Annotated in this window: 11 protein-coding genes; 7 read left to right on the top strand and 4 right to left on the bottom strand. The window is 66.7% G+C overall.

Annotated elements, in window-relative coordinates; all coding sequences use genetic code 11:
• Positions 1-5: 5 nt before the first annotated feature.
• From RFM40_RS09955 to RFM40_RS09925, 7 genes are read left to right on the top strand one after another with little or no spacing between them, the layout of a single operon-like run.
• The gene (locus RFM40_RS09955; RefSeq protein WP_320228921.1) at positions 6-272 is read left to right on the top strand and encodes a sarcosine oxidase subunit delta; all 267 of its coding nucleotides are present in this window, start codon (positions 6-8) and stop codon (positions 270-272) included.
• Positions 269-3,127, top strand: a complete 2,859-nt coding sequence (locus RFM40_RS09950; protein ID WP_320228920.1) for a 2Fe-2S iron-sulfur cluster-binding protein — start codon at positions 269-271, stop codon at positions 3,125-3,127. The genes RFM40_RS09955 and RFM40_RS09950 overlap by 4 nt, the downstream gene beginning before the upstream one ends.
• Positions 3,128-3,718, top strand: coding sequence for a hypothetical protein (locus RFM40_RS09945; RefSeq protein ID WP_320228919.1), 591 nt, complete (start codon positions 3,128-3,130; stop codon positions 3,716-3,718).
• A gap of 9 nt (positions 3,719-3,727) precedes the next feature.
• Positions 3,728-4,636 carry a dihydrodipicolinate synthase family protein gene (locus RFM40_RS09940; RefSeq protein ID WP_320228918.1) on the top strand — a complete coding sequence of 303 codons (909 nt, stop codon included), beginning with the start codon at positions 3,728-3,730 and terminating at the stop codon, positions 4,634-4,636.
• 7 nt (positions 4,637-4,643) lie between these two features.
• Positions 4,644-5,612 (top strand): D-2-hydroxyacid dehydrogenase, encoded by a 969-nt coding sequence (locus RFM40_RS09935; RefSeq protein WP_320228917.1) that lies wholly within the window; start codon positions 4,644-4,646, stop codon positions 5,610-5,612.
• Positions 5,613-5,633: 21 nt separating this feature from the next.
• Positions 5,634-7,175: a trimethylamine methyltransferase family protein gene (locus RFM40_RS09930; protein ID WP_320228916.1), complete on the top strand. Its 1,542-nt coding sequence runs from the start codon at positions 5,634-5,636 to the stop codon at positions 7,173-7,175.
• A gap of 12 nt (positions 7,176-7,187) precedes the next feature.
• Positions 7,188-8,678 (top strand): N-acyl-D-amino-acid deacylase family protein, encoded by a 1,491-nt coding sequence (locus tag RFM40_RS09925; protein WP_320277464.1) that lies wholly within the window; start codon positions 7,188-7,190, stop codon positions 8,676-8,678.
• Here RFM40_RS09925 and RFM40_RS09920 read toward each other — a convergent pair.
• The 4 genes from RFM40_RS09920 to RFM40_RS09905 are packed head-to-tail and all read right to left on the bottom strand — an operon-like array spanning position 8,663 to position 13,072.
• Positions 8,663-9,328, bottom strand: coding sequence for a cysteine hydrolase family protein (locus RFM40_RS09920; protein ID WP_320228914.1), 666 nt, complete (start codon positions 9,326-9,328; stop codon positions 8,663-8,665). The two genes, RFM40_RS09925 and RFM40_RS09920, sit on opposite strands and share 16 nt — an antisense overlap.
• Positions 9,325-10,608 (bottom strand): Zn-dependent hydrolase, encoded by a 1,284-nt coding sequence (locus RFM40_RS09915; protein WP_320228913.1) that lies wholly within the window; start codon positions 10,606-10,608, stop codon positions 9,325-9,327. The genes RFM40_RS09920 and RFM40_RS09915 overlap by 4 nt, the downstream gene beginning before the upstream one ends.
• Positions 10,605-11,765, bottom strand: a complete 1,161-nt coding sequence (locus RFM40_RS09910; protein ID WP_320228912.1) for an NAD(P)/FAD-dependent oxidoreductase — start codon at positions 11,763-11,765, stop codon at positions 10,605-10,607. The genes RFM40_RS09915 and RFM40_RS09910 overlap by 4 nt, the downstream gene beginning before the upstream one ends.
• Positions 11,762-13,072, bottom strand: a complete 1,311-nt coding sequence (locus RFM40_RS09905; protein WP_320228911.1) for a Coenzyme F420 hydrogenase/dehydrogenase, beta subunit C-terminal domain — start codon at positions 13,070-13,072, stop codon at positions 11,762-11,764. Before RFM40_RS09905 ends, RFM40_RS09910 begins: the two co-directional genes overlap by 4 nt.
• Position 13,073: the final 1 nt, after the last annotated feature.

The raw sequence follows: 13,073 nt of genomic DNA, 5'->3' as shown, positions 1-13,073 counted from the left end.
CGATCATGAAACTGCTCACCTGCCCGATGAACGGCCCGCGCAACATCGACGAGTTCCAGTCCTTCGGGCCGGTGCGCGCCAGGCTCGATCCGGACCTTACCGCCGATGCGGATTGGTCGCGCCATCTCTTCCGCGCCGAGAATCGCAAGGGGATCGTGGTCGAGTGGTGGCGGCACGTGCCGAGCAATTATTTCTTCCTGGCGGAGCGCGATCTCGCCAGTAACGAGATCATCCGCACCTTCGACGCTTCCGAGCAGCGGGACCGTGCATGACCCGGCTGCCTGCCCCTTTCGGAAGCCGGATCGATCGAAGCCGCCGTATTCGCTTCAGCTTCGAGGGTAAGCCTTTCGAAGGCTATGCCGGCGACAGCATCGCCAGCGCGCTTGCCGCTTCCGGCCAGTGGGTGCTGTCGCGCTCGTTCAAGTACCATCGCCCGCGCGGCATCCTCTCGATGACGGGAGCCGATGCCAACACATTGGTGCAACTGCCTTTCGAGCCCAACGCCGCCGCCGAGCGCACGCCGATCAGCGAAGGGCTGCAGGTCAGCGCGCAGAACGTCAACGGCTCGCTCGATCGCGACCGCGACGCGATCATGGACAGGTTCGGCCGCTTCCTGCCGGTCGGCTTCTACTATCGCACCTTCATGGGGCCGCGCCGCGACAGCTGGCTGAAGACCTGGGAGCCGATCATCCGCCGCAAGGCGGGCCTGGGCGTGGTCGACACCAAGGCTCCGCACCGGCATTTCCACAAGACGCATATGCATTGCGACGTGCTCGTCGTCGGCGCCGGGCCGGCGGGATTAAGCGCCGCGATTGCCGCCGCCCAGGCCGGCGCTGATGTGGTGCTGTGCGACGAAAACCGCGAGATAGGCGGATCGCTGACCTACGGCCGCCACGATCCGGCATTCCTCCCGGGCCTGTTGTCGCGGATCGAGGCGTTGTCCAATCTCAGGGTGCTGACCGGCACGGTTTGCAACGGCTGGTACGAAGACAACTGGCTGCCGCTGATCGAAGGCGACCGCCTCCACCGCACCCGCGCCCGCGAAGTGATCCTGGCGACCGGCGCGATCGAGCAGCCGGCCGTCTTCCGCAACAACGACCTGCCGGGGATCATGCTCGGCGGCGCCACACAGCGCCTCATCCGCCATTACGGGGTGCGCCCCGGGCAGAAGGCCGTGGTGCTAGCCACCGGCGACGAAGCCTATGGGGTCGTGCTCGACCTTGTTGAGGCGGGCGTTTCGGTCATGATGGTCGCCGATCCGACATCGGGCGGCCAGACCGGCCCATTCGAGGCCGTGTCGCACAGCAAAGGCGTCGCCATCCGGAAAGCCGTGACGGTCGAGGCGGCGGAAGGCACGGCCGGAAACCGTCATCTTGCCCGCGTCCGCGTCGGCGGAAGCTGGATCGATTGCGACCTGCTGGCTGTCTCGGTCGGCCAGGTGCCTGCGTGGCAGCTGCCTTGCCAGGCAGGCGGCAAGGTCGGCTACGATGCTGCCACGGGAACGATGAAGCTCAGGCTCCCGACGGGTCCAGTCCACCTTGCCGGCGCTGTCGCCGGAGCGGACGACTTGCAGGACGCGATCAACAGCGGCCGTCGCGCGGCTGGGTCGGCGCTTTCCCGGCTTGGCCATGCGGTTGTGGAAGAACCTCCGGCGGACGGTCCAAAGAGCGCCCAGCCACGCTATGCGCAGCCGATCGTCGCCGATCCCAAGGGACGCGACTTCGTCGACTTCGATGAGGACCTGCAGGTCAAGGATCTGCAGAACGCGACCAAGGACGGTTATCGCGAGATCGAGCTGGTCAAACGCTTCACCACTGTCGGCATGGGGCCGAGCCAGGGGCGGCATTCGGCGCTGGCGACCGCCAGGATCGTCGCCGAAGCGACGGGCCGGACGGTGGGCGAGGTCGGCATCACCACGGCCCGCCCTCCGGTCGGGCCGGAAACGCTGGGCGTGCTCGCCGGACATCACGAACCACTGGAGCGCCGCACTGCGCTGCATGCGAGGCACCTCGCGCTGAACGCCGTGATGAAGCCAGTCGGCGCCTGGTGGCGGCCCTATTACTACGGCGACGCAAGGAGCGCTGAAAAGGCGATCCGCGAAGAAATCCTCGCCGTGCGCGAAGGCGTCGGCCTGCTCGACGTCTCCACGCTCGGCAAGCTCGAGATCCGCGGGCCAGATGCCGGCGAATTCCTCGACCGCCTCTACACGATGGCTCATGCAAATCAGGCCACCGGGCGCGTCCGCTACTGCCTGATGCTCAACGAGATGGGCTCGGTGGTCGACGACGGCGTCGCCTATCGTATCGCGCAGGATCGGTTCTATGTGACGGCGACCACCGGCGCGGTGGCACGTGTCTATGCCGACATGCTGTTCTGGAACACACAATGGCGCCTGAAGGTCGATGTCCTCAACCTTACGGGCGCATTCTCCGGTTTGAACGTTACCGGCCCCAAGGCCCGGTCAGTTCTTGAGGCGCTGGACAGCGACATCGATTTCAGCCGCGAGGCCTTCCCTTATCTCAGCGGTCGCGAAGGGGTCGTCGCTGGCGTGCCGGTGCGGGTGATGCGCATCGGTTTCACCGGCGAGTTGAGCTTCGAACTGCACGGTCCTTCGAGCCTCGCACCCGCGCTTTGGGATGCCGTGATGGCCGCAGGCAGGCCGCACGGCTTGCGGCCTTACGGGCTGGAAGCCTCGCGCATCCTTCGGCTGGAGAAGGGACACATTCTGATCGGGCAGGACACCGACGCCATCACCACGCCGGACGAGCTCGGCTTCGGTTGGGCGGTCTCGAAGAAGAAGCCGTTCTTCGTCGGCAAGCGCTCCATCGAGATGCGTGCAAGGCTCGGGCAGGCCCGCAAGCTGGTCGGCCTGCGGTTCCCCGCCAACGCCAGGAACATTCCCGGTGAAAGCTGTCTCGTGCTGCGTGGCGGCGCAGCTGTCGGCCAGGTCACGTCGGTCGGATACTCGCCGTCGCTTGGGCATCACGTTGCTCTTGCCTATGTCCATGTCGACGACCAGGCGGAAGGCAGCCGCGTGACGGTGAAGTGTCGCGACGGGGAACTGGTCGAGGTCGCTGTGGCCGGACATGCCTTCTTCGATCCGACCAACGCGCGGCAGGAGATGTAGATGGCGGCTTCCGCTGACACCGCAACCCGCATCTATCCGTTCATGCCCGGCGGCGCGGCGAACGGCACGGAACTGGTTTCCAGAGCGATCGAGCTGACGGACGTGACAGCAACGCCGCGCTTTGGCCTGAAAGGTGGCGGCAGCACCGCCTGGCTTGCCGCGCAAGGCGTTACGCTGCCCGCCGTCAATCGTATCGACGACCATCGCGGCATGCGGGTCCTGCGCCTCGGCAACGAAGATATCCTGCTGCTTGCCGAGAGTGCGGGCGATGTTCTCGCCGAGATCAAACGCGCCTGGCAAGCGGATGCCGCGCCGAAAGGCTATTCGTCATGGCGCGAGGAAGGCTGGGCATGGATGCGTCTTTCCGGCCCCCGTCTTACCGAGGCGATGAGCAGGCTTTGCGCGCTCGATCTCAGAGCCGGAAAATTCGGCGTCGGCGACATTGCCCAGACGCGCGTCGGCCATATCGAAGCCGTCATGTTCCGCTCGTCAAGGGGTTTTGACATACTCTTCGATATCACCGCTTCGGCCTATTTCGCCCGAACCGTGGCGGCGGTGGCCAGGCACAACACAGACCAGCATCATGCCTAGAGGATCTTCATGACCCGCCCGCAAGGAACCATCGCTCCGATCCTGACGCCGTTCGAAGACGACGGCCGCATCGCGCGCGATCTCTGGGTATCCCACGCCAAATGGGTGCTCGGCCAGGGCGCGCATTTCCTCTCACCGTTCGGCACGACGGGCGAAGCGCTGTCGGTTTCGCTGCGTGAGCGCATGCAGGCGCTGGAATGGCTGGTCGAGGCCGGCATCGCGCCGGACCGGCTGATGCCCGGCACCGGCGTCACCGCGCTTCCCGAAACGGTCGAGCTGTCGGCACATGCCGTCGGCCTCGGCTGTGCCGCCGTGATGGTCCTGCCGTCCTTCTTCTACACCGGCGCCGGCGACAACGGTCAGGCGCGCTATTACAGCGAGCTGATCGAGAAGGTAGCAAAACCTTCGATGCGCGTGATCCTCTACCACATCCCGCAGAACTCGGGCGTGGCGATCAGCCCTGCCCTGACGGCCCGGCTGAACAAAGCATTTCCCGATACGGTCGTCGCCTATAAGGACAGCGCCGGCGACTGGAACAATACGGCCGCGGTCATCGCCGCCGCGCCCGATGTCGCGGTCTTCCCTAGTTCGGAAGCGCAGCTCACCAAGGGCCTAGCCAGCGGCGCGGCCGGCTGCATCTCGGCCACGGTCAATTTGAACGCGGCAGCCATCCGCCGCCTCTATGACGCCGCCCTGAAGGGCGAGGATGTCACCGAGGCGGATGCCGCCATCAAGGCGTTCCGGAAGGTGATCCAGGACCGCGGGCTGATCCCGGCGATGAAGGCGGTGCTTGCGGTTCGCTCCGGCGACAGGCGCTGGCTGGACCTGCGCGCGCCGCACCAGAACGCGACGCTGGAGAGCGGGCAGGCGCTGCTTGCGGCGCTCGGCAGCGGCGCCGACCATATCGGCCGTAATTGAGGTCGCAATGTCAGCGCGCCCAACCGTCATCCTGCACACGGACAAGCCGGACGGCGCGATAGCGGTGCTTGGCGAGACGCATCCGGACCTCGAGGTTCATCCCTGCGACACCTACGCCGGCCTCCCCGCGCTGATCGAACGGACCGCCGCGGAAGTGGTCTATTCCATCCGCTTCGACGGAACGCCGCGATACCCGCGCCAGGCTGTCACCGAGAGCCCGACGGTAAAGTGGGTGTCGATCGGCGGCTCGGGAACCGACCATCTCGGTCGCTGGGATCCTGCGCGGCTGACGGTCACGAATTCAGCCGGCGTCGCCGCCGGCATGCTGGCGGAATATGCGCTGGGCGCCATCCTCTCTTTCTCACTCGACCTGCGCGGTTTCGAGCGCCGCCAGCAGGCTCGCCAGTGGGGCGGCGGCCGCGTCGAGCCGATCGAGGGCAAGACCATTCTCATCATCGGCCTCGGCAAGACCGGCGAGGCCGTCGCGCGCCGCGCGCAGACGATGGGCGTGCGCACGCTCGGCATCCGCGCGCGGCCGAAGCCGATGCCTTGCCTCGACGAAGTGCACGGCCCCGACGCGCTGCTGGCATTGATCGGCCGCGCCGATTTCATCGTCTGCTGCGTGCCTTTGCTTCCCGCCACGCGCGGTCTGGTCGGCAAAGCAGCCTTCGCCGCGATGAAGCCGTCCGTCGTCCTCATCGACATTTCGCGCGGCGGCGTCGTCGAGGAAGCCGCACTGCTGGCGGCGCTCGATGCCGGGCGCATCAAGGGAGCGGCGCTCGACGTCTTCACCGCAGAACCGCTGCCTGCCGAGCACCCTCTCTGGGGTTACGACAACGTCGCCGTCACGCCGCATTGCGCGGCGGTCTATGAGGGCTGGGACATCAAGTCGGTGCGCATGTTCGCCGACAATCTGGCGCGCTACCGCCGCGGCGAGCCGCTGGAAAACGTGGTCAATCCGGAACGCGGCTATTGAAGGTCGGGAGGGAGTAGTCCGATGTCACAGGACAGGCGCGGCGGTGGTCGCAGATCGAAGCTCGGACGCAGTGGCGGTGGCATCGCACAACTGCCATGGCAGAGTGTGAAGAACCCCTACCCGCCGATGCAGCTCCTCGATGACGACCGCATGGAACAACTGCACAAGACCTCGATGCGCATTCTGTCCGAGCTCGGCATCCGTGTCATGAGCGAGAAGGTGATGGACCTTTTCGCCGCCGCCGGAGCCATCGTCGACCGCGAGGAGCGAACTATCCGCATCGACGAGAGCCTGGTCACCGAGGCCCTGCGCGACGTTCCCTCGTCCTTCACGCTGACCAGCCGCAATCCGGAAAAGCAGGTGCATCTCGGCGACAATTCGCTGGTCTTCGGGCTGGTCGCCGGCCCGCCCAACGTGCATGACCGCATCAACGGCCGTCGCCAGGGCAATCTCCCCGACTACCAGAACTTCATCCGGCTTGCGCACCACTTCAACGCCATCCACATCATCGGCAACCAGGTGGTGGCGCCGATGGAGCTGCCGGCCAATGCGCGTCATCTCGACACCTACTACGCCAATCTGACGCTGAGCGATCTCAGCTTCCACTGCACCGCGATCGGCCGCGCAAGGGCCATGGACGGCATCAATATGATGGCGATCGCGCGCGGCATCAGCGTCGAGGAGATGCGGGCCTCGCCGGGTGTCACGACGATCATCTCGATCAACTCGCCGCGCCTGTTCGACGATGCGATGGCGGAAGGCCTGATCGCGATGGCCGAGCACGGGCAGCCGGTGACGGTCACGCCCTTCACGCTAATGGGTGCGATGACGCCGGTGACGCTCGCGGCCGCGCTCTGCCAGCAGAACGCGGAGGCCCTGTTCGGCGTGGTGCTGACTCAGCTCGTCAACCCCGGCACCCCGGTGATGTATGGCGCCTTCACCTCCAATGTCGACATGAAGTCCGGCGCACCTGCCTTCGGCACGCCGGAGAATGCCAAGGCCAATATCATCGCCGGGCAATTGGCGCGGCGCTACAACCTGCCCTACCGCACTTCCAACGCCAACGCCTCCAACGTCGTCGACCTGCAGGCGGCCTACGAGACGGAGATGGCGACATGGGGCGCGGTGCTTGGCGGAGCCAACCTGATCTACCACGCCGCCGGCTGGCTGGAGGGCGGGCTGACGGCGTCCTACGAGAAGCTCGTACTGGACGTCGAGATCCTGCAGAACATGATGGAGTTCCTGCGGCCGCTGCCTTTCCAGGAAGACGACCTCGGTTTCGAGGCGATAAAGTCAGTGCCGGCCGGCGGCCATTTCTTCGGCGCCGAGCACACCATGTCGCGCTACACCAACGCCTTCTACCAGCCGATGCTCTCCAACTGGCAGAACCATGGCGCCTGGCAGGAGGCCGGCGGCAAGGATGCGCTGGAACGCGCCACGGAACTCTGGCAGCAGGCCCTGCACGATTACGAAGAACCGGCCATGGATCCCGCGATCCGCGAGGAGCTCGACGCCTATGTCGCGCGCCGCCGCGAGGAGATCGCCGCCAATCCGGAAAGTTAGGAAGCCTGCCCGATGCCCTATGATCTCGTCATTCGTCACGCGACGCTGATAGCCGGCGACGCCTCGAAACCTTTCGAGGCCGACATCGCGGTCTCGGGCGACAGGATCGCGGCGATCGGTCGGCTCGGCGACGCTCAGGGCATCGAGGAAATCGACGCTAGGGACAAGCTGGTCGCGCCCGGCTTCATCGACGTGCACACCCATGACGACGGCGCGCTGCTGGCGCCGCGCGGCATGGACCCGAAGATCAGCCAGGGCGTGACGACGGTGATCGCCGGCAATTGCGGCGTCAGCCTCGCGCCCCTCCTCCTCGACAGGACCCCGCCGCCGCCTTTCACGCTGGTCGGCGGCCGGGAGAATTTCCGTTTCGACCGCTTTGCCGACTACGTCACCGAACTCAGGCGGCGCGGCATCGCCACCAATGCGGCCCTGCTCGTCGGCCACACCACCTTGCGCCAGCGGTGCATGCCGGTGACCGACCGGCCGGCCAACCAAGCGGAAACGGCACTGATGCAGGAGGCGGTCGCCGAAGCCATGGCCGAGGGCGCGTTCGGCCTCAGCACCGGGCTCGACTATCCGCCGGCTGTTAACTCATCGACCGAAGAGGTCAAGGCGCTCGCCGCCACGGCGGCAGGCCTCGGCGGTCCCTATGTCACCCACACGCGGAACTATTTCGAGACGATGGACGAAGCGATCGAGGAAGCGATCGACATCGCCGATCATGCTGGCGGCAAGCTGTTCATCTCGCATCACCAGTGCACCGGCCGCGCCAATTTCGGCAAGAGCCTCCCGTCGCTGGAGCGGATCGACCGGGCGCGCGAGACGATGGACATCGGCATGGACGTCTATCCCTATGCCGCGAGCTCGACCGTGCTTCGGCTGGAGCGCTGCGACACCGGGTTGAAGATCCTCGTCACCTGGTCCGATCCGCATCCGGAGATGGCGAGACGCGAGATCGCCGACATCGCGAGGGAATGGAACTGCACCGAGCGCGAAGCGGGTGAGCGGCTGCTGCCGGCCGGCGCCGTCTACTTCCAACTCGACGAGACCGATGTCCGCAACATCATCGCCCATCCGCGCACCATGATCGGCTCGGATGGCCTGCCGCACGACATCCACCCGCATCCGCGGCTATGGGGCACGTTTCCGCGCGTTCTCGGGCACTATGCGCGCGATGTCGGCCTGTTCAGCGTGGAGGAGGCGGTGTTCCGCATGACCGGGCTGCCGGCCCGGGAGTTCGGCATCCAGCAGCGCGGCATCCTGGCCGAGGGCAATTTCGCCGACCTGGTGATCTTCGATCCCGAGACGATCATCGACACCGCCACTTTCGAGGAACCTAGGCGCCCCGCCGCCGGCATCGAACATGTGTTCGTCAACGGCGTATCGGTCTGGCGCGGCGGCAGGGCGACCGGGGCGCTGCCGGGCGCGGTCCTCAAGCCCTCGGCCTCAAATACGGTCGTCAGGGGCGCATGCGGCTGCGGCGCCGATCACAGCGCTTCATAAATCCGGTCGACGGTCTCCAGCGTGTAGGCGAACTCCACAGGACGCGTGCAGCGCCAGCCATCGAAAGGCTGGCCCGAGAGCGCCTTCAGCGCCTCCGGCAGGCGCAATATACCGCCGCCATAGAGCCGGTTCGCCATGTCGAGCATGCCGGTGCGGTGCATGGCCTCCGTCATGCTGCCGCAGGCCTCCTTCACCAGCCAGACGCGAAAGCCCTGATAGACCGCGTCGAATACGCTCTCGGTCACGCAGCTGTCGGTCAGCACGCCGGCGACGACGAGGTTCTCGATGCCGAGCGTTGCGAGCCGCTGCGGAAGGTCGGTGCGGCGAAAGGCGCTCGGCCAGTGCTTGTGGATGACGATGTCGCCCGGCAGCGCCGCCACCTCGGCGCAGATCGCGGCGCCGTCGCTGCCCGCCACCGCGGATCGGAATTCCTCGGTCAGGATCTCTTCCTGCCGTGCGTAGCCTTCACGCTCTTCCGGCTTCACCCAGGCCTGCGCGTGGATGACCGGTACGCCCGCCTTGCGGGCGGCTTCGATCAGCGCGACAGCGTTGGCGAGCACCGCGTCGTAGCCGATGACCGGCCAGGCTGCATCGGGGCGATATTCGTTCTGCAGGTCGATGACGAGCAAAGCCGTCTTGGCAAGGTTCATGGCTGATCCAAGGGGTTGTCGAATTCGGTGACGAAATGCCGAAGCAGCCGGATCGCCTGGTCGAGGTCGGCGATCTCCATCGCCTCATGCGGATTGTGGCTGCCATTCTCGTTGCGCACGAAGAGCATGGCGGTCGGGATGCCGGCACCGGCAAAGGTGGCCGCGTCATGCCCGGCCCCGCTCGGCACATGCGGCGCCCGCATCCGCAATTCGGTGGCGGCCCGGTCCAGCCTCGCGATCAGGGCCGGCGACATGGTCGCCGGCTCCCAGGTGAATCGGGGACCGGTCTCGAAGGTGACGCCGCGCCTGGCGCCGACCTCGGCGAAAATCTCATGCAGCCTTGCCTCAATGCGTTCCAGGACGGCGGCCTCGGCGCTGCGCACATCGAGCGTGAAGCCGAGCTCGCCGAGCACGCGGCTGCCGCCATGCTGGGTGGGATCGGATTGAACGCGGCCGAAGGTGATGGTGGCCTCATGCCCCTGACGTTCGAGCGCGTCCCATTCCGCTTCGAGGCCAGCGACAAGATCGGCAAAGCCGAGCACGCTGTCGTGCCGGGCAAAGCGCGGCTCGGCGCCCGAATGGGCATAGGCGCCGAGGCATTTCGCATCGACATAGCGGAACCCGCCGGCAATGCCGGTGACGATGCCGATGGGCGCCCCGGCAGCTACCAGGCGCGGTCCCTGCTCGATATGCACTTCGACAAAAGCCGCGATGCGGCCGGCATCGATACCAGGCGCGCCGCGCCGCACGGCGTCGGGGTCGAAGCCTTCCTCCAGCATATGGTCTGCCAGCGCGCGGCCGCTGTCTGACCGCTTCGCTTCGAGTGCCCGAGGATCGAGCAGGCCAAGCGCCGCCTGGCTGCCCGGATAGGACAGCGGAAACCACACGGCTTCCTCTGCGCGCGTCGCCAGCACGATCAGATCGCGCGGCAGTTGGATGCCTTGTTCAATCAACTCCGCCATCACCGCGAGCCCGGCCAGGACGCCGGCGGCGCCGTCGAAATTGCCGCCATGCGCCACGCTGTCGAGATGCGAACCGACGACGATCGCCGGCAAACCCGGGTAGCGGCCGCCGAGTGTGAGGTAGAGATTGCCAGCGGCATCGACGCGTGCCGTCGCGCCTAGCTTTTCCGCTTCCTCCCGCACGAGACCATGAGCAAAGCGCTCGCCGGGTCCATAAGCGACACGCGTGATGCCCGGCGCATCCGCGGTGGCTTGCGCCAGCGTCTCCAGGAGGCGCCCGGCCAGCCTGCCGCCGGTCGTCAGCGCGGCATGGCTCATGACGCGGCCCGCCCGGATTGGGGCTCGACGCTCCGCAGCCGGTGCGGCGTGAGATCGTCCAACGACACGCCTTGCCTTGCGACATCGTCCGGCAGGCCGCCGCCGGCGATCAGGCTGGCGCAGACGCGCGACAGTGCCGGCGAGGTCTTGATACCATAGCCGCCCTGCCCGACCAGCCAGACGAAATCTGGAAATTCATCATCGGGCCCGACCACCGGCGACCCGTCGGCGACGAAGGTCCTCAAGCCCGCCCAGGAACGCGAGACGCGCTGCACCTCGATCGTGGTCGCCCGTTCGAGGCGCTCGGCGCCGATCGCCACGTCGATGTCTTCAGCATAGGCGTCCATCGGCGCCGACGGCGTTGCATCGGCCGGAGAGACGAACAGCTGCCCCGCATCCGGTTTGAAATAAAACTCGGCGCCGACATCGTTGACCAGCGGCCAGTCGGTAATGTCGAGACCGGCCGGCGCGGGGATATTAAAGGCGGTGCGACGCTTCGGCTGCAGACCGACCGGACGCACACCTGCCATAAGCGCGATCTCGTCGCCCCACGCGCCGGCCGCATTGACGATCAGCGGCGCAAGGAATGTCCCCGCCTCCGTCTCGACCCGCCATTGGCCGCCATGCCTGCCGATGCCTCTCACCCCGGCTTTGGTGACGATGCGCGCGCCGCGCGCCCGCGCGCCGCGCAGAAAACCCTGGTGCAGGCCGTTGACGTCGATGTCCATGGAGTGCGGTTCGATATAAGCGCCGGCAAGGTAGTCCTGGCGCAGAACCGGCACGCGCGCGATTGCCTCGGCCGGCGTCATCGCGACGATCGAAGGAACGAGGGCCTGCGCGGCCTCCAGATCCTCGCGCAAGAGATCGAGCTGATCGGCGCGCGCCACCGTGATCATGCCGCGCTTGCTGAGCAGCGGATAATCGCAGAAGCCGGCAGGCGGCTCGGTGAGAAACGCCCGGCTAGCGAGCACGATGCGGCGGATGACGCCATTGCCGTAATTCTCGGTGAAGCTCGCCGCCGAGCGGCCGGTGGTGTGGTAGCCGCAATGGCTCTCCTTTTCGAGCAGCACGACTTTTCTGTCGCGCGAAATCTCGACGGCAGCGCCAGCGCCGGCCATGCCGCCGCCGATAATAATCACTTCGGTCTGCTCGCTCATGGATCCCCCAAGACTGTTCCGCGCGACGCGGCAGGTGGCTCGCCCAGGCGGCCGCGCCGGGCGCGGTCGCGGGCGCCACGGCCTTCGGCCAGATTCTCGGCCAGCGAATTCTGCGAAGCGCAATCGCGCAATGCGAGGTCGGTGACAAAAGGCACCGGTTTGCCGGCGATTGCCATGCCCTTCAGCCGCGCCCATACGGCGCGCCGCTTGCGCACCTGGTGCGACTGCAATTCGCTGAGCTCGGCAAAGCCGGTCTCGCGCCTGACCTGCAGCGCGCCGGCCTCAACTGCCGCGTCGAAAAGCTCCAGCCCGCGCTTTGTCCGCACGATAATGCCGTTGAGCGGCTCGTCCTCGACCGCCGGTCCGCCATTCAGCCAGGCGTCCGATACCGCAATGTCCGCCACCTGGCCGATCGCGTCTGGGCAGATCTTGCAGCGCGGCTGGATCATCCATTTGTCCTCGTCCTCCCAGAGCTGCCGGTAGCTGATCTCGAAGGCGCGGCCGTCTCTGGTTTCGATCCGGTTGAGGCCGGGGTTGCCGTGCCCCCGGTAGCGGAAGAGGGTCAGTTCGTCCTCGCTCAGCCCGAAGCGCTGCAGCACCTGTTCCGACTTGGTCAGATCCGAGGCGCCGCCGCAGACGAAGGCGAGCGCATAGCGCATGTGCTCGTCGACACGGCGGTCGAGCCGCGCCAGGTTGCGCACGGCGGTGACGTCGCAAGGCTTGGCGATCAGCGCGAAAGGCTCGCCGCGATCGAGAATATCGTTGAAATCCACCAGGGTCGCCGCCGGCCCGTAGCGCGAGCCGGCGCCTTCGAGCACCGAAGCGGCGTCGAAGCTCAGCCGGCGTTCCGTGCGCATCGGCATGGATTGCGACGCCGCGACATGCAGGATGAACTTGACGCGGCCGGAGCTGAGCAGGAACTGGCCGAGCGCCGTCAGCGTCCCGCCGCCGGAGCCAACGAAACGAACGGTGGGCTCCGCCGCGCGGCCGAGCACAAGCCGTTCGGCAGGTCCCCAGACGGTGTCCATCAAGGCGGCCTGGCTAACCTGCGCCGGTGGTGTGCCGGCGATGCGCGTTCCCGGACAGACGGCGTTGATCCGAGCCAGTGCCTCTCTGTCCAACGCCTGACTCGCCACCGGCCGCTCACGGCCTTCCGGCGTCATCACCATTTCGACCGCTTCGGGAACGGCGATCGAAAGGCAAAGACCGCAACCGATGCAGAGACCGTTCTCGACGATCTCGCTGAGCGACAAGGGATCGGCCCGTGGCGCCGTAGCTTGCGTTCGACTGGCTTCAATGATGCCCATT

The sequence above is a fragment of the Mesorhizobium captivum genome (assembly GCF_033977165.1).
Lineage (GTDB): Bacteria > Pseudomonadota > Alphaproteobacteria > Rhizobiales > Rhizobiaceae > Mesorhizobium > Mesorhizobium captivum.
Note: the sequence above shows the minus strand (reverse complement) of the source record. Positions and strands in the feature narration are given on the sequence as shown.